The organism is Mesorhizobium sp. L48C026A00, from assembly GCF_000502375.1.
GTDB lineage: Bacteria > Pseudomonadota > Alphaproteobacteria > Rhizobiales > Rhizobiaceae > Mesorhizobium > Mesorhizobium muleiense.
The window spans coordinates 177,624-195,470 of sequence record NZ_AYWU01000013.1; the positions used below are offsets into that span (position 1 = coordinate 177,624).

General features: G+C 61.9%; 17 protein-coding genes and 2 pseudogenes. 14 read left to right on the forward strand and 5 right to left on the reverse strand.

Annotation, left to right across the window (positions count from 1 at the left end; translation table 11 throughout):
• Positions 1-412: 412 nt before the first annotated feature.
• From X738_RS63290 to X738_RS63300, 3 genes are all read right to left on the reverse strand, one after another.
• A complete protein-coding gene (locus tag X738_RS63290; protein WP_023800397.1) occupies positions 413-838 on the reverse strand; it encodes a type II toxin-antitoxin system VapC family toxin in 426 nt (141 codons plus the stop codon).
• Positions 838-1,080, reverse strand: coding sequence for a type II toxin-antitoxin system Phd/YefM family antitoxin (locus tag X738_RS63295; protein ID WP_023800398.1), 243 nt, complete (start codon positions 1,078-1,080; stop codon positions 838-840). Before X738_RS63295 ends, X738_RS63290 begins: the two co-directional genes overlap by 1 nt.
• 146 nt (positions 1,081-1,226) lie before the next feature.
• Positions 1,227-1,607 (reverse strand): winged helix-turn-helix transcriptional regulator, encoded by a 381-nt coding sequence (locus X738_RS63300; protein ID WP_031255434.1) that lies wholly within the window; start codon positions 1,605-1,607, stop codon positions 1,227-1,229.
• A 152-nt stretch (positions 1,608-1,759) separates the two neighbouring features.
• On the opposite strand from X738_RS63300, the pseudogene X738_RS63305 reads away from it, so the two are divergent.
• A pseudogene (locus X738_RS63305) lies at positions 1,760-2,149 on the forward strand (DoxX family protein).
• 42 nt (positions 2,150-2,191) lie between these two features.
• Positions 2,192-2,462: pseudogene (locus X738_RS88410) on the forward strand (SDR family NAD(P)-dependent oxidoreductase); the annotation flags it as partial.
• A 116-nt stretch (positions 2,463-2,578) separates the two neighbouring features.
• Here X738_RS88410 and X738_RS63315 read toward each other — a convergent pair.
• Complete coding sequence (locus X738_RS63315) at positions 2,579-3,817, reverse strand: ROK family transcriptional regulator (protein WP_023800401.1); 1,239 nt, start codon at positions 3,815-3,817, stop codon at positions 2,579-2,581.
• 100 nt (positions 3,818-3,917) lie between these two features.
• Between X738_RS63315 and X738_RS63320 the strand changes: the two genes are divergently transcribed.
• The 12 genes from X738_RS63320 to X738_RS63370 all read left to right on the forward strand — a co-directional run bounded on the left by X738_RS63320 (position 3,918) and on the right by X738_RS63370 (position 16,876).
• Positions 3,918-5,183: an ABC transporter substrate-binding protein gene (locus X738_RS63320; RefSeq protein WP_023800402.1), complete on the forward strand. Its 1,266-nt coding sequence runs from the start codon at positions 3,918-3,920 to the stop codon at positions 5,181-5,183.
• A 60-nt stretch (positions 5,184-5,243) separates the two neighbouring features.
• Positions 5,244-6,179, forward strand: coding sequence for a carbohydrate ABC transporter permease (locus X738_RS63325; RefSeq protein WP_023800403.1), 936 nt, complete (start codon positions 5,244-5,246; stop codon positions 6,177-6,179).
• Complete coding sequence (locus tag X738_RS63330; RefSeq protein ID WP_023800404.1) at positions 6,172-7,074, forward strand: carbohydrate ABC transporter permease; 903 nt, start codon at positions 6,172-6,174, stop codon at positions 7,072-7,074. Before X738_RS63325 ends, X738_RS63330 begins: the two co-directional genes overlap by 8 nt.
• A gap of 25 nt (positions 7,075-7,099) precedes the next feature.
• Positions 7,100-8,197, forward strand: a complete 1,098-nt coding sequence (locus X738_RS63335) for an ABC transporter ATP-binding protein (protein ID WP_023800405.1) — start codon at positions 7,100-7,102, stop codon at positions 8,195-8,197.
• Positions 8,198-8,207: 10 nt separating this feature from the next.
• Positions 8,208-8,975, forward strand: a complete 768-nt coding sequence (locus X738_RS63340; RefSeq protein ID WP_023800406.1) for an SDR family NAD(P)-dependent oxidoreductase — start codon at positions 8,208-8,210, stop codon at positions 8,973-8,975.
• On the forward strand, positions 8,959-10,017 hold the full coding sequence (locus X738_RS63345) for a sugar phosphate isomerase/epimerase family protein (protein WP_023800407.1): 1,059 nt from the start codon (positions 8,959-8,961) through the stop codon (positions 10,015-10,017). Before X738_RS63340 ends, X738_RS63345 begins: the two co-directional genes overlap by 17 nt.
• Positions 10,014-10,826 carry an SDR family NAD(P)-dependent oxidoreductase gene (locus X738_RS63350; protein ID WP_023800408.1) on the forward strand — a complete coding sequence of 271 codons (813 nt, stop codon included), beginning with the start codon at positions 10,014-10,016 and terminating at the stop codon, positions 10,824-10,826. Before X738_RS63345 ends, X738_RS63350 begins: the two co-directional genes overlap by 4 nt.
• A 346-nt stretch (positions 10,827-11,172) precedes the next feature.
• Positions 11,173-12,360: a magnesium transporter gene (locus tag X738_RS63355; RefSeq protein WP_023800409.1), complete on the forward strand. Its 1,188-nt coding sequence runs from the start codon at positions 11,173-11,175 to the stop codon at positions 12,358-12,360.
• Between the two features lie 15 nt (positions 12,361-12,375).
• On the forward strand, positions 12,376-12,543 hold the full coding sequence (locus X738_RS84895) for a hypothetical protein (RefSeq protein WP_023800410.1): 168 nt from the start codon (positions 12,376-12,378) through the stop codon (positions 12,541-12,543).
• 311 nt (positions 12,544-12,854) lie between these two features.
• A complete protein-coding gene (locus tag X738_RS84900; protein WP_023800411.1) occupies positions 12,855-14,129 on the forward strand; it encodes a tetratricopeptide repeat protein in 1,275 nt (424 codons plus the stop codon).
• A 95-nt stretch (positions 14,130-14,224) separates the two neighbouring features.
• Complete coding sequence (locus X738_RS63365; RefSeq protein ID WP_023800412.1) at positions 14,225-14,941, forward strand: FecR domain-containing protein; 717 nt, start codon at positions 14,225-14,227, stop codon at positions 14,939-14,941.
• Positions 14,942-14,965: 24 nt separating this feature from the next.
• A complete protein-coding gene (locus X738_RS63370; RefSeq protein WP_198032839.1) occupies positions 14,966-16,876 on the forward strand; it encodes a CHASE2 domain-containing protein in 1,911 nt (636 codons plus the stop codon).
• 14 nt (positions 16,877-16,890) lie between these two features.
• On the opposite strand, the gene X738_RS63375 is transcribed toward X738_RS63370, so the two are convergent.
• Positions 16,891-17,685: an IclR family transcriptional regulator gene (locus X738_RS63375; RefSeq protein ID WP_023800414.1), complete on the reverse strand. Its 795-nt coding sequence runs from the start codon at positions 17,683-17,685 to the stop codon at positions 16,891-16,893.
• Positions 17,686-17,847: the final 162 nt, after the last annotated feature.

Sequence of the window (17,847 nt, forward strand, 5' to 3'; positions counted from 1 at the left end):
CAGAAGGCGAAGCCGCTGAGGATCAGGCCGGGACGCTGATCAACTGGCGGCCCCCAGTGGTCCCATGTCCAATGCGCCCCCGCGGTTGGCCAAAGCGATCTACGTTGCCCTTCTCGGGCTCTATATGCTTCGCCAATACACTCCGGAATTGGCGGGCGACCAGTCTTCTTAACCGCGGTTGAGACCGCTTTGGACGTCGCCGAGGCCGCATGCGAGCGCGGGGCCGGTGATAACTGAGTGCTCAGACGATAAGGTGGGCTGCCTGGCTGGTCGTGCTGTAGGCTTCCGCGCCTGGCTTCCTCAGCAAATCCAAACGCCGTGCAGTCCGCTCGGGCGCGTTGCTTGGTCCGTTCGGCGCCATTCGGCTTCCGCTTATCCGAGAATGCTGATGGGCGGGATGAGAGGGCTCGGATCATGCCAGAAACTGCGTCGCCACGCCGAGCAACGGTCCAGCCTCGGCGAGCTTTTGGTCGAGCGTATGCACCGTGGCGCCATGTTCCGATGCCGCGGCGAGATGCAGCGCGTCGCCAGCGCGAAGCCCGAGACTATGCTGATCGGCGAACATTGCCGCCGTGCGGAAATGCCGGCCGGTGACCGGCAGCACGGTGAAGCTCTCGGCGACCAGGTTGTGGAACAGCGCGAGCGCTGCTGCGCGCTGCTCCAGGTTGATCTGTCCGGTTCGCAGCTTGATCGCCATGGCCGACGACATCTCGGTGATGGTCCAGTCGCTGATCAGAAGCTGCGCCGGATCCTGCTCCGCCAGCCAGCCCTGAACGCGCGGCGTCATCGCTTCATTTGAAAGGGCGGCAACGATCAGCGACGTGTCGAGATAGTGCATCAGTAGCGGTCGCCATCCCGCATCGACCGCACTAGATCGGCAGAACTCTCGGCCTGAGGCGGCATGGTCGCGGTCAAGGATTGCAGGAGGTTTACGTCGATCCGCCGCCGCGGTCTCGCCACGGCGGTGAGCCGTGCGACCGGTTTACCCCGCCGGGTGATGTCGATCGTATCTCCTGCCTCGACCCGATCCACTAGCTCGCTCAGATGGGCTTTGGCATCTGCCAGGTTGATCACACTCATGTCACGCTCCTGACCATGTAGATGGTCATATAGCGTGTTGCGCTTAACACTTCCAGCGAATGCTCCAACAAATGTCGGACCCGATCCCTATGAGAGTAGGCGCATCGGCTCGTTTGCCGGTGCGGCTGTCTGGGGAGGCCAGGAAATCAGACGCCTTTGGCTTTACGACCACGCGTGCTCGGCTTGGCCGGGACGCTTTTTCCATACTTGTCCCACCAGGCGGTGAGCGCTTCCATCGTCGGACCAAGCCCTCGCGCCTTCGGCGTGATCGCATACTCGACGCGGGGCGGCACTTCCGCGAACACGGTGCGCGAGACCAGCCCATCCGCTTCAAGCTCGCGCAGTTGTGCCGTCAGCATGTGCTGGGTGATGCCCGGGATCGCCTTTCGCAACTCACCGAAGCGATAGACTCGCTGATTGAGCAGCCACATGATTTGCAGCTTCCACTTGCCCGAGAGCAGCGCGAATGCGCGCCGCATCTCCTCGTGCATGTTGATCTCTTTATCGGCCATAGTCTGATCTTCCATACTAACAGCAAGTTATTCATCCTACTTGCGAATATCAATCTTGGACGACATTTTCGATCTGTGCTGCAGGTGTGCAGGCAAGAAGCTGCGACCCGGAAGCGCGAAAGTCGATGAAAGAGGTGTCGCTGCTGGGCGGCAAACAGGAAGATCACATGGCCGCAACTTATACATATTGGATCAGCACCGCACTTCTGAGTCTGCTGTATCTGACTTCCGCAATTGCGTACCTGACCAAGGGTGCCCGGGTTCGTCAGGCGCTTGCCGACCTCGGCTATCCAGCCTAACTTGTGCCGGTCATGATCGCCGTAAAAGTTCTGGGCGCGGCGGCCATCTTGTCACGCTTCAGCGTTCACCTCAGCGATCTCGCCTACGCCGGGATGTTCTATCACCTGCTGCTGTCCGGCTTGGCCCACGTCGGGGTCCGCAAGCCCGGCGGTGCCCTCCCGGCGGCCGTAGGTCTCGCGCTGTTGGCAGCCTCCTTCCTCACGCAAAACGCAGTTCGCGAAGTGCCGTCGCCCTACGTGCTGACGGCGCTGCTTTGACACGGCGAAACATCCAACAACCCCTATCGAATGGAGATGAACATGGGTCGACTTAACGGAAAAGTGGCCATCGTCACAGGCGCCGGTCGCGGCATCGGCCGCGCCACGGCGAAGCTGTTCGCGGCGGAAGGCGCGAAGGCGCTGTTCTTTCGCTCATGCCCGCCAATGTGGACGCTGTTGTCGCCGACATCGAGGCCACCGGGGGCACCGCGCTCGGTGTCGTCTACGACATCAGCAATGCCGATCAGATCAAGGCGGCGGCGGACAAGGTGGTCGCTCCCTATGGCGGGTCGACATTCTTGTAAACAACGCCAACTGCGTCCGCTTGGTGGGCGCTTCGTGAGCGGCCGCTCGCCGGACATGCGTTCAGCGATCTTTTTCCGCGAGCGATCGCCCTGGGGAAAAGGGCCCGCTCCGCGCAGAGTCAAATCATTGCAGTCGGCTGTTGTGGCGCAGCACCAGGCCGACTGCGCCGAGCAATGCATCGTTCTGCGTGTGCTTGCCAATGATTATCCGCGTGCGCAGGGCGGGTGCGATATCGCGGGACTTGATGAGCGTGTGGCGTTCATATGACGCGATCAGCGGTGCCAGGAGAATGTCGCCTGCCAAAGCCATGCGGCCACCGATGATGACGAGCGGCGGATTGATCACCGAGCCGATCAGACCAAGACCACGGCCGGCGAAGTCGGCGGTGTCCTCGATCATTCGCAGCGCGCCGACGTCGCCCTGTTCAGCCATCATGATCACCTCGTCCATCGTGACCGGCCGCCGCACGATGCGCGAAATCTGCTCGAGCGGCCGGGCAAAACTCGCATAAAGCTCCAGGCATCCGCGATTGCCGCACCGGCAAAGATCGCCGCCTGGATCGATGCTGATATGCCCGAATTCGCCGGCGCCGCCGGCGATGCCGGTCACCAGCCGGCCATGCTGAACAATGGCCCCGCCGACACCGAGATCGATCTTGAACAGCACGAAATCGTCTTGGCCGACGGCCGCGCCCCACATCAGCTCGGCAATGGCCGAGCAGTTGCTCTCGTTATCGGCGAAAATCGGCTGTTCGAGAACCGGCCCGAACACATCGCGGATGTTGACCCCAGCCCAGGTCGGAACAATACTCGCACGCTGCACCACGCCTTCGCGGCTGACAGGGCCCGAGACGGAAACCCCAACCCCCAGGAGCCCCGCCGTCGGCAGACCGTTCTCTTCGTAGCATTGGGCAATTGCTGACTTGGCGAGCTCGGCCGCCTGTTGTGGCTGGTAGTCCAGGCCCATGGCGATAGTTTGTTCGGCGATGACAGAATGCGACACGTCGGCGATGAGGCACCGCATCTCATCGAGGCCCAGGTGGATTCCGACACAGGTGCCCGCAGCGGGATTGAGCGTCAAGGTCGCGGCAGGCCTGCCAATGCCCCTGGCGCCGTTATGGTGGGCCGAGGATTCGATCACCATTCCGGACTTTCTCAAGCCATTGAGCGCGGTTGAAACTGTCGATCGCGCCAAACCGGTGATGTGCGCGATTTGCGAGGCAGAAAGCACGCCGCGCTCCCGCAGGCACCGCACGATCAGGCTCTCCGGTGATGCGGAGGGCTTGTCGATCAGCCAATTTCTAAGCGAAGGTTTGTTCATGATGAGCACAAAGGACGTTGACTGATAGCTCAAATATGTCATCTTGGAAAGAACGGAGATACTGCATCTCCCTCTGCGACGAACTCGAATTGCGTCCACAAGCGGTCGATACGAACCGCAAATCACTTATGGGAGTGAAACGATGGAATACCTGAGGACGGCCGTTGCGGCCGCTACGGCGTACACCCTTGTTGCGGGAGCTGCGCTCGCAGAGCCCAAGACCAACCTGTTGCATCAATGGGCGACCGGATCGGACGCCCAGGCCATTGCCAAGCTCGGCGAGATGTTCACCGCCAAGGGTGGCACCTGGCAGCAGACCTCCATCGCAGGCCACACGGCCAACACGCTGGCGAAACTGCGCGCCGACGTGATCGCCGGCAATGCACCGCCAGCGGTGCAGCTCAAGGGACCCGAGATCGCCGAATGGAACGAGACCGGCATGACCGCCAATCTCGACGAACTGGCGACAGCGGAAAATTGGGAGAAGGTCGTCGCTCCCGAATTGCTGCCGGTGATGAAGCCGACCGGCAGCTGGGTGGCGGCGCCGATGAATATCCATCGCATCAACTGGCTGTGGGCATCGCCGAAGGTCATGCAGGAAGCAGGCGTGGCCGAGGTGCCGAAGACGTGGGCAGACTTCAACGCCGCCTGCGACAAGGTCGTGGCATCGGGCAAAATCTGCATCTCGCACTCGACCGCCGACTGGACCGATTCGACGGTCTTCGAGGTGGTGGTCTACGGCATGGATCTCGATCTCTTCAAGAAGGCCTTCGTCGAGGGTGACGTCGAGGCGATGCGCAGCGACGGCATGGTCAAGGCCTTCGAACAGTTCCGCACCATGACGACGAAATATATGGACCCCGGCATGAACGGGCGCGACTGGGATAGCATGTCGCATCTGGTCGGCCGCGGCGAGGCCGCCTTCCACATCATGGGCGACTGGACGCTCGGCCTGCTCACGGCCGGCGGCTTCAAGCAGGGCACCGACTATGTCTGCGCCCAGGCGCCGACTGATTGGGGCAAGCCGGGCTTCATCCTGAATTCCGACTCGGTGGTGTTCTTCCAACAGAAGGATCCGGACTACGTCGAGGGGCAGAAACTGCTCGCCAGCACCATCCTGTCGCCCGAGTTCCAGACGATTTTCAATCAGACCAAGGGCTCGATCCCGGCCCGTCTCGACGTCGACCTTTCGAACGGCTTCAATCCCTGCCAGCAGCTTTCCCAGAAGGACCTGCAGGCGTCGATCGATGGCGGCACGCTTGTCCGTTCGATGGCGCACAACATGACGATCCCGCAGAAGGTGCGCGGCGCGATCATGGATACCGTCACCGAATTCGTGGCGACGCCGGACATGACCGCTCAGGACGCAGCCAGCGCGATGGCCGATGCGGCCGAAGCGCAGATGTGAAGACGCTGCCGATGATGGCTTGTCGCGCGTCGCCCGGCCCCGACTTCGCCGGAGCAGAAGATGTCAACGCGTGACCTGACCGTACCGGTTGCGGCTACCGCAACCCCGTGGCGGCAGCGCCTGGGCACGATGGTGCCCATTCTGGTGCTGGCGCCGTCGCTTGCGGCGAGTTTCATCTACGTCTTCGTCTTCACGCTCTGGACGCTCTATCTCTCGCTCTCCAGTTCGTCGCTGATGCCGACCTATGGGTTCGTCGGTCTGGACAATTACGCTTCGCTCTGGGCGAACCGGCGCTGGAACATCGCGTACACCAACCTCTTTCTGTTCAGCGGCTTCCATATCGTCGGCTCGATGGCCATCGGACTGCTTCTGGCGATCCTGATCGACCAGCGCGTTCGCGGCGAGGCGGTCTGGCGCACCATCTTCCTCTATCCGCTGGCAGTCTCCTTCATCGTCACCGGCACGGTGTGGAGTTGGCTCTATAATCCCGTCGACGGCATCCAGGCCTTCGTGCGGGGGCTCGGCTGGACCGACTTCAGCTTCGCCCTGACGGCCAACCGCAACACCGCAATCTATGCGGTGATCATAACCGGTATCTGGCAGTCGTCCGGCTTCGCAATGGCGCTTTTCCTGGCTGGCCTGCGATCGGTCGATCCGGATCTCATCAAAGCAGCGCAGATCGACGGTGCGTCGGTTTCCCGAACCTATCGGAAGGTCATCCTGCCGACGATCGCCCCGATTTTTCTGGCGGTGGCCGTCATCCAGATCCAGTTCGCCATCAAGACCTTCGACCTGGTGGCGGCGTTGACGCGGGGTGGGCCAGGTGTGTCGACTACCTTCCCGGCGATCTATGTCTACGACCTGATGTTCCAGCGTGGGCAGATCGGCGAGGGTGCCGCCGCGGCGATGATGATGCTCGCGGCCCTCGCGGTTGTGCTGGTGCCCTATTCCTTGTGGATCGTTTGGCGCAGGCGGGCGGAGGGCCGCAATGGCTGAAATTGTCACCAACGCCCGGCATGATCCCGAAGCGGCCGCGGCTACGCGGCGATATTTCTGGGGTCGCTTCCTTGTCTATGCGGCGCTGATGCTTTTCGCCGTCATCTACCTTGCACCGCTGCTGGTCGTCGTCTTCAACTCGTTGCGGGAGCAGTCCGACATTGCCCGCAACGGCCTCATCTCGCTGCCGCGCAGCTTCCGCCTCGACGCGTGGGCACAGGCTTGGGGCACTTATTGCGTCAGCGGCACCTGCGAAGGCATGAAGCGCAATTTCTTCAATTCGCTCTGGATGACGATCCCCGCAACGCTCATTTCCACGCTCCTCGGCGCCATGAACGGCTATGTGCTGTCGAAATGGCGTTTCAAGGGCTCGGAAATTCTGTTCAATCTGATGCTGCTCGGCGTCTTCATGCCCGGCCAGATCTCGCTGATGCCGTGGGCGTTCCTGCTCGGCAAACTCGGCCTGACCAATTCGACCTACGGGCTGGTGTTGATTCATGTCGTCCAGGGCATCTCGTTCACCACCCTGTTCTGCCGCAACTTCTACGTCAGCATACCCGACGATCTTATCAAGGCGGCACGCATCGACGGCGCCGGCTTCTGGCGGATTTTCCGCAAAATCATCCTGCCGCTGTCGCCGCCGATTTTGATCGTCACCGTCATCTGGCAATTCACCGGCATCTGGAACGAGTATCTGTTCGGCGTCGTCTTCACCTCGGGCCAGCAGCAGCCGATTACGGCGGCTTTGGTCGCGCTTACTGCCGGCGGCACGACCGCCCGTGCTTACGATGTGATGAGCGCAGCCGTGCTGATCGGCGCGCTGCCGCCGCTGCTGATCTACCTGTTCGGTGGAAAATACTTCGTGCGCGGCCTGACACAAGGCGCCATCAAGTGAGGCGCCATCAAATGAGGCATCGTCCATGTCTGCGCTGATGATCCGCGACCTTCACAAGAGCTATGGCGGGCTCGAGATTCTGGCCGGCATCAATCTCGAGGCGCGAACCGGGGAGTTTGTCGCCCTCGTCGGCCCGTCGGGATGCGGCAAGTCAACCTTGCTCGCCATGATCGCCGGCCTGGAAACCGTCACGTCGGGCGAGATCTGGATTGGCGATCGGCTGGTGAACTCCGTGCAGCCCAAGGACCGCGACATAGCGATGGTGTTCCAGTCCTATGCCCTCTATCCGACCATGACGGTGCGCCAGAACATCACCTTCGGCATGGAGAGCCGAGGCGTGCCCAAAGCGGAGCAGGCGGAAGCCGTAAAGCGGGTTGCCGCACTGCTGCAGATCGAGCAGCTGCTCAACCGCAAGCTCGGGCAATTGTCGGGTGGGCAGCGACAGCGCGTTGCGATGGGGCGCGCCCTGGTACGCGACCCAAAATTGTTTTTGTTCGACGAGCCGCTGTCCAATCTCGACGCCAAGCTGCGCGTCGACATGCGCACCGAAATCAAGAAGCTGCACCATCGCGTCGGCAAGACGACGGTGTACGTCACTCACGATCAGGTCGAGGCGATGACGCTCGCGTCCCGCATTGCGGTGATGAACCAGGGCTCGGTGCAGCAGTTCGACACGCCGAAGCGGATCTATGACCGGCCGACCAACATGTTCGTGGCCGGTTTCATGGGATCGCCGGCGATGAATTTCATCCCCGCCCGGCTTACCGGCTCAACCAGCATCGCGGTGCGCGCCGCTGACGGCAGCGACGCTGCTCTTGCCCTTGCCGCGCCGCTGTCCGCCGGTGCGCCAAAGGACGTGGTGCTCGGTGTTCGGCCCGAACACATCTACCGCTTCACGACGGACCTGAAGTCGCGCAAACCTGCTGTCGTGTCCTTGCGGGCGCCGGTCGAACTGGTCGAGCCGACCGGTGCCGAGACGCTTGCCGTCCTCAGGCTGGGCGACCTGGAGATCACCGGCCGTTTCGAGCCGGATGACGCTCCGGTCATGGGCGAGACGATAACGCTCGGCATCGACATGTCGCGCGCCTGTCTGTTCGATCCAGCAACCAGGGCGCTTCTGTGATCTGATGTCCATGCAATTCGCGACTTACCCGAGCTTGACCGATCGCGTCGTGCTGATCTCCGGCGGCGCCTCCGGGATCGGGGCCGATATGGTTCGCGCTTTCGTGGCGAATGGCGCCCGCGTATGCTTTCTCGATGTGCAGGATGGGCCCGCAGAGGCGCTGGTCCGTGAACTCAGCGGTGCCGGCAGGCGAACTCCCCTGTACCTCCATTGCGATGTGACCGACGTTGATGCGCTGCAGGCATCGGTAGAAGACGTGCGCGCTAAGCTCGGTCCGGTCGCCGTTCTGGTAAACAACGCTGCCGATGATCAGCGCCATCCCGTTGACGCGGTGACAGCCGAATATTGGGACCGCAGCTTCGACGTCAATCTCCGGCATCACTTCTTCGCCGCGCAGGCGGTGCATCCGCATATGAAGGAACTCGGCTTCGGCTCGATCATAAACTTCTCTTCCATCGCCTGGCGTTTCGGCGCGGACCAGATGGTGGCCTATGCCACCGCCAAGGGTGCCGTTGTGGCGCTGACGCGCGCACTGGCGCGGTCGTTTGGATCCGACAACATCCGCGTCAATGCAGTCGAACCCGGCGCCGTCATCACCGAGCGGCAGCGCCAGCTGTGGTTCAAGACCCAGGACGCAATCGACCAAACGGTGCAGCGGCAACTCATCCGCCGCGTCCTGCTGGGCGAGGAGATCGCGCGGACCGTGCTCTTCCTTGCCGCCGATGACAGCCGCATGATCACCAAGCAGTCCATCGCAGTCGATGCCGGTCTGCGCTGATGCGATCGCTTCCAAATCCTTCAACGGAACTGCCAAGCTGATGTTTCGTCTCGGCCTCAACCCATACGGACTGACCTACACTCTCGGCCTGCAGGGACGCGGTACGCCGCGGCACAATCCGGACGGGACCGGGCTGGAAGGCTTCATGGCGCTTGCGCAGGAACTGGGCGCACGCACGCTCGAGATCTACGAACCGTGGTTGACCGACTTGCCGGACCCCGAAATCGTCGACCTACGCAAGCGTCTGATCGCGCTCGACATCGTCCCGGTGGTCAGTGGCGGACTTCTGGTGGCCGGTCCGTTGGACAGTGCGTTTCGGGCGGCGCGCCTGCTCGAGGCGACAACGATCCGTATCGCACTGACCCCCGTCCTGTGCGGCGACCGCAACCTGTGGGGCCCGAAATGGAGCGAGTTCGACGCGACGATCCGCGCTGCCTTGACGGAATGGGGGCCGCGTGCGGCGGCTGAGGGCCGGGTGCTCGGCATCGAAAACCATCAGGACTTCGGCAGCGACGAACTGGTCGCGTTCTGCGAACTCGGTGGGCCGGGCGTCGGCATCACCTACGACACCGGCAACACCTTCCCTGTCGGCGAGGCGCCGCTTGCCTTCACGCGGCGCATCGCACCGCACGTCCGCCATGTCCACCTCAAGGACTATCGCGTGCAGTTCACCGATGAGGGCTATCGTCTGGTCCGCTGCGCGATCGGCGACGGCGCCGTGCCTTTCGCCGAACTGGCAGCCATCCTCGCCAAGCACCACGACACGCTGACGGCCGTGCTTGAGCCAGGCGCGCTGGAAGCCCGCCACGTTCGCTGTCTCACCGACGACTGGTGGAACGAGTATGCACCGAAATCCGCGCGCGAGTTCGCGGCCTGCCTGAGTGCCGCGCGCGTAAACCGCCTTGCTGACGACGCCGACTACCGGACGCCATGGGAGCGCGACGATGACGGCGCGCTGGTTTCGTATGAGCTCGACATGATCCGGCGCAGCGCCGCCAACATGAAGAAGTTCGATTTCATTGCAATGGAGAAACCAGCATGACTGCCCGAGAACTCAGCGGCCTGACCGCCTTCGTGACCGGCTCGGGACGCGGCCTTGGTCGCGTCATGGCCGACCGCCTGGCCGAACTTGGCGCAAACGTCGCCATCCACGATCTCGACTGGACCCGGCCGTCGCAATATGGCGAATTCGCAGACCTCGGCGAATCCGCCAGGGGTCTGGAAAAGCATGGGACACGGGTAACCGCGGTTACGGGCAACATCGGTGACAGGCAAGCCGTTGCCGAAATGAAGAGGAAGATCGAGGCGGAACTCGGCGATGTGCATGTTCTGGTCAACTGCGCCGGCGGCGACATCGGCGCCAAGGGGGTAAAGCCCAGTCCCAACAACGCGCTCGACATCGACTATGAAGACATCAAGGTGCTGACCGAGAACAATCTCATCGGCACGATGCTGGTCTGCCAGGCGTTCATTCCGCCTATGGTCAAGCGCGGCTCAGGCTCGGTGATCAACATTGCCTCGGCGGCAGCGCATATCGGATGCTCGCCGGAGGTGGTCTACTCCACGCTTAAGGCGGCCGTCGTGCATTATACGCGTTGCCTCGCCAAGGAACTGATCGACGATGGCGTGCGCATCAATGCGGTGAGCCCCGGCGCCACCAAGACGGCACGCTTCCAGGCGAGCCGCGTCGTCGATCCGGAGCGCATGGATTCGAGCAAGAAATCGCTGAACCGCTATGCCGAGCCTGAAGAGATCGCCGAAGCGGTGGCCTTCCTCGCCGGTCCGCGCGCGCGTTTCATCAACGGGCAGGTCATTCGCGTCGATGGCGGCTTCACCATCTTCCCAGGTTGAATCGCGGCCGGCACGCGAACTGTCGAGCTGAGCGCACCCCAATGAGCAGGGCCGCGACGGCCCATTTGCCGACCTTACTTCGTTGATGAGTTGCGACGTGCTCGCAGAGCTCGGGAAATCGACGGTGACGTTTCGGCAACACGTCAATTCTCTTGGCGACACGGTGACGTTACAGCCCGCCTATATGCACCCACGCAATGGCTCGGATTTGTCTGGGTCGGTCTACTCGGCGCCCTGCGAAGGCGAAGATTCCGGATCGAGGCGCTTAGGCCACCGTGCGCCTGGGCAGAGCGAACCGGTTCCGTCTATAAGCTCAGAGGCGCAACATTAGAGTTTGGGGGAACAGATGAGGGAAGAGAACGACATTCAGAAGTTGGTGCGCACGCTGCGTGCTCGAGCCCCTGACGACGCGGCTGAATTGCTAGCCCGAGAGTCTCCCGAGTTCATCCGCGACGCACTAAAGTTGTTACCGGATAAGCACGCCCGGAAGGTGGCGGAGCATTTTCCCTCGCAAAGGAGGCCCATCAAATCTCATACCGACGGCAAGGATCTCGCGATCCCCGAGGCCATCGTTGAGCTGATGGATCCGATCCCCGCCAGCGTTGCTGTCGGGACCACGGTAGCCGCCGCGGTCGAGGCCGTCAGGCGCGCGCAGGTGCCGACCGAGTTGACTTACCTCTATATCACGGACGAGGGCGATAGACTGGTTGGCCTAGTGGTCTTGCGCGATCTGATGCTGAGCGAGGCCGACGCGACGGTGGATCAAATTATGCTGGCAAGTCCGTTCGCCCTTCACGTCGATATGCCTTTGAGCGAAGCCTGCAAGGCGGCGGTACGCCGTCACTACCCTGTCTATCCCGTGGTGGACGCGGAGAACCGGCTGCTCGGGCAGGTTCGCGGCTGGCGGCTGTTCGAGCAGCAAATCATCGAGATTTCTGCCCAGCCTGGCCAGATGGTGGGTGTCCAGAAGGAGGAGCGTTCTTTCACTCCGCTGTTTTCAGCCTTCTTGAAACGTCATCCGTGGCTGCAGCTCAACCTGCTGACGGCCTTCATAGCCGCTTTCGTGGTCGGCTCGTTCACAGGCACGATCGAGAAGATCGTCGCGTTGGCGGCGTTCCTCCCGGTGTTGGCCGGACAGAGCGGAAACACCGGCTGTCAGGCGCTGGCTATTACGCTGCGTGGCCTCGCCTTAGGGGATGTGGACAAACGACCGAAGCTGCACTTGGTGCTGAGGGAGGGAGCGCTCGGGATCGCCAACGGCTTGCTCGTCGGTCTGGTGGCGGCTGCGGCCATGTGGTTCTACGCTTCACGGCAGCCGGAGTCGGCATCCCAGGCCCCCATGCTGGCGCTTGTGATCCTGCTTGCCATGTCCGGATCGTGCCTCATGTCCGGGATCTCCGGCGTGCTGATCCCGTTGGGCCTGCGGCGGGTCGGCGCCGATCCGGCCGTGGCTTCCGCGATCTTCCTCACGACGGTGACCGATATTGTAGGCATGGGCCTGATGCTGGGACTGGCCACCATGCTCGTGCTGTAGGCGCGCTCGACGGACGTGATCGCGGACGAGGACGTTGTTGCCTATGAAGTGACCTCGTCGGCGTTCAACAAGATAACAAAGGCTAAGCCGCACATCGCGCAGGCCGTCCTGAGAAGCATCGCCCGCCAGCTCTCCGAGCGCTTGCGCAACGCGGCGGAAGACCTTCGGATGAGCTCCATGTGACGCTGATGCGTCGTGCGGCGACCAGATACGTGGAGAATCGCGCAAACAATATTGATCTTGTCGGCTGCGCAATCCACCGCTGAGTATGATTTGGATTAGTTGCCGTTTGTAGAGAATACTTGCTGGAAGCCAAGCAACGCTGAGAAGATGTTTGACCGACCAGCGTAGGCGAAATGCGAATGAACGCGATAGTTTGTTGCGCCGCTGCAACAGCTGCTGAAGACTCGGAGGTTTCCTGACAGTTCTGTCGCTTTTTTTCGTGCAGGCGTGCTAGATCCGCTGCACTAGTCGGGTTGGGGTGGGTTCTCGGCATGCATTCCTCGTTTTCAATGATCCTCGGCTTCGCCGCGGCGCTGCTTTGTACCGGCATATTGCCGGCCGGCGCACAAGGTCTCTATCCGGCCTATGACGATGCGTTTTCGGCCCGCATTGCCAATCCGACCGACAACGGAGCGCTAGCTCAATTCGTCACAGTTGCCGTCAACGCAGGGCAGTACGATCAGGCGATCTCGTCGATCGAGCAGTATCTCATCAAACATCCTCGCGATGCGCGCGCCCGGCTCTCGGCCAGCCGGTTGTATTATCATGTCGGCTCCTATGAATTGGCCCGGCGGCAGGCGCAGTACGGCCTCGAGGTCGGGGACCTGTCCGCGGATGAGCAGCAGGAAGCCGTTCGCCTGCTCGCCCGCATCGAGCGCGCGTTACGTGGCGTCACCTGGGAAATCGCTCTGACTGGCGGCATGTTCAGCGCATCCACCGTTTTTGAGCCGGGCGGGGCCGAAGACGACCGCACCTTGGTCTCGCCCTATGGGCGGGCGGAAGGTTTTGTCCGATGGGACCTCGGCACGCCAAGTTCTGACGCGCTTGTCCTCTCGGGCTCGCTGGCAGCGACAGAGCGCTTTTTCACAGAAGACCTCTCGGTTCCCGGAGATGAGGAGACTTTTATCCACGGCGACGCGGCGATTACCTTGGACAAGGGACTGCCCAACAGCGGGATCGATTCGCTACGGCTGCTGCTTTCCGCGTTCGCTGTTACAGATCGCTTCGACAGCGATATCCACGAGACCGGCGTCGGTCTAAGTGGGCGCTTCCTCGTGCGCCCCACCGTCGAGACGACGCTTTTTGCAGGTGCAGGCTACATCGATCTAAGCGGCTCGAAAGGCATCTTCGCCGATAGCCGGGTCTTCTATGAGGCAGGCGGCAGCTACCGCTTCCGCAATGGCCAGGCGCTCGGACTGCGCCTGGTCGGCTCGACTGATTTCGCCTCCGGAGCTGGCGAAATCGGCCGCAGCTATATGGGAGAGGTCCGCTACGGCGGCGTGCTGATGGAAGTACCGGACCTGTTCGTATGGTCTCATCAGGTCGCCGTCTCGGCCGGCCACAGCGACACTCCCGACTTGTCCTTCGGCATCGGCACGAACATAGAGAGCGACTTCTGGCGCGTTGCCTCGGAAAGCGATTTTCAGCTCACTGAATGGCAGAAGGTCAGTGTCGACCTCGCCTATCGCGAAACCGACTTCGAGATCGCCAGCGGCGACCGAAATTCATTCGAATTGCTCGTGAGCTACACGTTGACGCTCAACTGAAAGAGGCCGCGATGAGGACCCTGTATCGTCAGATAGCCACTTGTATCGCCTGCCTTGCCTTTGCGGCACCATCTGTCGCTGAAACGGTCGGGTCCATGACGGCCTACCAGACCGACATCATCCGCAATGACGGCGAGGCGATGAACGTCGGCGCTGGCGTCGAACTCGGCGACCAGCTGCGCAGCAATATCACAGGTCTCGGAATGCTCGTGTTTCGGGACGAGTCGAGCGCCAAGATTGGTCCGAACACCAGCCTGACGATCGATGAATTCGTCTACAATCCGGGGTCCCGATCAGGAAAGATCGACATCAGGATGAACAGCGGCCTGGCCCGTTTCTACGGCGGTCAGGTTTCGAAGGGCGGCGACATGCAAGTTGCGACGCCACACATGGTGCTCGGAGCCAGAGGCGGCATCATTGAAGTGCTTGTGATAGCTGGTCAGACCGTCGGCATACTGCGCGCCGGCCGCATGACCTGCATGATGAATGGTCGCAAGCTCGTGATCACAAACCCGGGCCACGCCTGCACGTCGGACAATGACAAACTGCTGACCGGCTACGGCGGTATCGACGCCTTCCCGATATTGGACAGCATCGAGCGGATAGCCGGCACCGGCCTGCCAGGCGAACCGGGTCCGGGGCTGGACGTAAGCGCGATTTGTGCGTCAGCACTCGGCAATTCGCTCAAAGCCTGCAAGTCCACCGACGGCGCATTGCCCGGTGTGGCCATGGAGTTCCCTGACAGCCCAACGCCACCAGCGGGCAGCGGGGTGGATGATGAGCATGATGACTGCTTTCCCGACTGCCGGTAGGCCCGGCCGACCGGCATGAGCCCCTTGGCTGATTGGCGGCGGGCTGCCCGGCGCAAGATTCCGGGTCTTGCGGTCGTACTCTTGCTGCTCGCTTGCCATTTTGCTTTCGACGGGCCGCTATCGCGCCTGCGCGAGCGTACGTATGACTTCTACCAGTTCCTCGCCCCGCGCGAGGCGACGAGCAATCCTATTGTCATAGTCTCGATAGACGACGCGAGCCTTAAGGCATACGGGCGATGGCCTTGGAACCGTGGCCTTTTGGCCGATCTGGTCGATGGTGTCGCCGAGTCCGGTGCCGCGGTGATCGGGCTTGCGCTGGTGCTGCCCGAGGCTGATATCTCTCCTGATGGCATCGCCGGAGACAAGCGCCTCGCCAGCGCACTGGCGAAAAATCGAACGGCGCTCGCCGTCAGCCTGGGCAACGAGGTGACGGTTTCAGACGCAGAGCCCAAAGCCGGCTGGTCGATCGTCGGGCAGGTACCCGAGACGCTTCCTGGCTTCACCGGTCTGACAGGCTCCCTTCCTGATTTCTCGAGCGCCGCTGCAGGCCTCGGCGTAATTCGCACTTTGCCCGATCCCGACGGCGTACTACGCCATGTGCCGCTGCTCTGGCTCCGAAATACGGCTCAAGGCGTGCAGCTCTGGCCGTCGTTCGCGCTCGAACTCCTGCGCCTCTACGCCGGAGAGAACGGCTACGTAGCCCGGATGAATGTCGCCGGGTTTGACGCGCTCAGGATCGCCGGGACCATTGTGCCACTTGAGCCGCAGGGCAGCATCCGCCTCTGGGAAACCGACACCAATACGCCGCGCATATCTGCCAGTAATATCCTTTCGGGTCGCGGCGATCCGCTGCTGCGGAACGCGATCGCCATTGTTGATCTGTCAGCCGTGGGATTGACGCAGTATCTGCCCACCCCGGCGCGTCCGGCGCGACCAGGCGTGGACATCCACGCTGATGCAATCGGCCAGATCCTTGCCGGGCGCCATCTTGTAGAGCCAACGCAAGCGCGTACGCTGGAGCGGCTGTGGTTGGTCCTCAGTGGCATCGTTTTCATCGGGCTTTCCGGAGTGCTCGCCCAGCGTGTCATGCTTGGCGCCCTCGCTCTGGCGCTCCTGGCTGCCACGCCCTTCGCGTTCGGCGCTCTCGAATACAGCCTGCAGGGTAAGCTCTATGACCCACTGCAGCCGGCGCTTGCGACGATCCTCGTAGCTGGCTTCGAAGGCTATGCCCTCTACAGGCGCAGCGAGCAGCGCCGGTCCACCCTGGCACGGCAGTTTTCCCAATATCTGTCGCCCTCCGTGGTGCAGCGCCTCGCAAATTCGGACACCGAAGCGATCCTGTCCGGCGAGAAGCGCGAGATCACAATCCTGCTGAGTGACATACGCGGCTTCACGACGATGAGCGAACAACTCGGTGCCCAGGAAATCGGAAAGGTGGTCAATCACTTTCTCGGCCTTGCGACCGATGAGATACTCAAGCGCGACGGGACGATCGACAAGTTCATGGGCGATGCCGTGCTAGCCTTCTGGAACGCGCCGCTTGATCAGCCAGATCATCGCGAGCGCGCGCTCGAGGCGGGGCTTGCCCTGATCGAACGGGTGAAGCGCGAAAATGCCGGTTTCGTCGCGCGCGGGCATCCCTCCATCGAAATCGGCGTCGCCATCGAGACTGGCGTCTGCTCCGTAGGGAATTTCGGCTCCGAACGGCGCTTCGATTACACCGCGATTGGCTCGCCGGTGAACCGGGCGGCACGGCTCGAGTCAACGACCAAAAAGCTGAGCATCCCTCTGGTGCTTGGTCCCGGATTTGCGGAGGGAGCGTCGATGCCGGTTGTCCAGGCGGGCGTGTTTGAACTGCAAGGCTTCAAGGGCGAGGTGTCGGTTTTCACCGTTCCGGAGATACACCCCTCGTCGCAATCTGCCGAGGCAGTGTGATGCTTGGCACCAGTTCAACTCGCTATGTCATTGGCAGCCGGCGAGCGGAAGCCAAGGGCGGCGGAAATACGATGGGCGGCCCGGGCCACCATGTCGCCCAGTTCGCTTATACGCTCTTCCGGCACCCGGTTTTCCGGGGCAGCGATGTTCAGCGCCGCGATTATCTTACCCGGCGCCACGAACACCGGTGCGGTGATCGAAATCAGATCGTCGTTGATCTCGCCGCGACTGACGAAAAACTTCGCCTTGCGGATTTGCTCGAGCCCGCCCCTAAGAAGCCGAGGATCGGTCACCGTTTTCTTGGTGAAGCGCTTCAACGAGCCGGAAAGAATGGCCTCGCGCTCCTCATCACCCATATGGGCCAGGAACGCCTTGCTCGAACCGGCATGTAGCGGACGCCGCCGGCCGACAATCGCATTGACGCGAAGGTCCCGCTTCGGCTCCCATTTGGCGACGCAAAGGCTTTCCTGGTCATCGCGGATCCGCAACTGGGTGGTTTCGCCGATCTTCTGACCGAGTTCTTCCAGAACAGGGTTTGCTATGCGGATCAGGTCCATCTGTTCGCTGGCGGCGTGGCCCAGCATCAATGCAGCGAGGCCGAGGCGATAGCCTTTTCCATCCGATGATCGCGCCAGCAAGCCGCGCCGCACCAGCGTCTGCAAAAGCCGGAAAGCGCGCGCCTTGCTGTCGCCGGAACGCCGCGCGATTTCGGAAACGCCAAGATCTGCCTCGCCGGCCACTGTCTGCAACAAACTGATCGCGCGATCGACGGAATCGACCGTGTACCGGGTATCTGCTTGATCGGTCATTTCTCACTTCCTCGGCAAAGCGTCTCGTGCAGGAGGTTAAAAGAGAAAATTTGTATCGTCTAGTGAAACGATGGTTTATCTGTGTTGACAAATAGTGAAGCTTTCGTTTCACTCGCTGTCAGGAAGGAGGCCGGCACCATCAGCGGATCCCAAGCTGGGCTC

What these genes read in the sequence shown, in the direction of transcription:
- X738_RS63290 (WP_023800397.1), bottom strand. Translation starts at nt 838, where the DNA reads ATGCACTATCTCGACACGTCGCTGATCGTTGCCGCCCTTTCAAATGAA.
- X738_RS63295 (WP_023800398.1), bottom strand. Translation starts at nt 1,080, where the DNA reads ATGAGTGTGATCAACCTGGCAGATGCCAAAGCCCATCTGAGCGAGCTA.
- X738_RS63300 (WP_031255434.1), bottom strand. Translation starts at nt 1,607, where the DNA reads ATGGAAGATCAGACTATGGCCGATAAAGAGATCAACATGCACGAGGAG.
- X738_RS63315 (WP_023800401.1), bottom strand. Translation starts at nt 3,817, where the DNA reads ATGACATATTTGAGCTATCAGTCAACGTCCTTTGTGCTCATCATGAAC.
- X738_RS63320 (WP_023800402.1), top strand. Translation starts at nt 3,918, where the DNA reads ATGGAATACCTGAGGACGGCCGTTGCGGCCGCTACGGCGTACACCCTT.
- X738_RS63325 (WP_023800403.1), top strand. Translation starts at nt 5,244, where the DNA reads ATGTCAACGCGTGACCTGACCGTACCGGTTGCGGCTACCGCAACCCCG.
- X738_RS63330 (WP_023800404.1), top strand. Translation starts at nt 6,172, where the DNA reads ATGGCTGAAATTGTCACCAACGCCCGGCATGATCCCGAAGCGGCCGCG.
- X738_RS63335 (WP_023800405.1), top strand. Translation starts at nt 7,100, where the DNA reads ATGTCTGCGCTGATGATCCGCGACCTTCACAAGAGCTATGGCGGGCTC.
- X738_RS63340 (WP_023800406.1), top strand. Translation starts at nt 8,208, where the DNA reads ATGCAATTCGCGACTTACCCGAGCTTGACCGATCGCGTCGTGCTGATC.
- X738_RS63345 (WP_023800407.1), top strand. Translation starts at nt 8,959, where the DNA reads ATGCCGGTCTGCGCTGATGCGATCGCTTCCAAATCCTTCAACGGAACT.
- X738_RS63350 (WP_023800408.1), top strand. Translation starts at nt 10,014, where the DNA reads ATGACTGCCCGAGAACTCAGCGGCCTGACCGCCTTCGTGACCGGCTCG.
- X738_RS63355 (WP_023800409.1), top strand. Translation starts at nt 11,173, where the DNA reads ATGAGGGAAGAGAACGACATTCAGAAGTTGGTGCGCACGCTGCGTGCT.
- X738_RS84900 (WP_023800411.1), top strand. Translation starts at nt 12,855, where the DNA reads ATGCATTCCTCGTTTTCAATGATCCTCGGCTTCGCCGCGGCGCTGCTT.
- X738_RS63365 (WP_023800412.1), top strand. Translation starts at nt 14,225, where the DNA reads ATGACGGCCTACCAGACCGACATCATCCGCAATGACGGCGAGGCGATG.
- X738_RS63375 (WP_023800414.1), bottom strand. Translation starts at nt 17,685, where the DNA reads ATGACCGATCAAGCAGATACCCGGTACACGGTCGATTCCGTCGATCGC.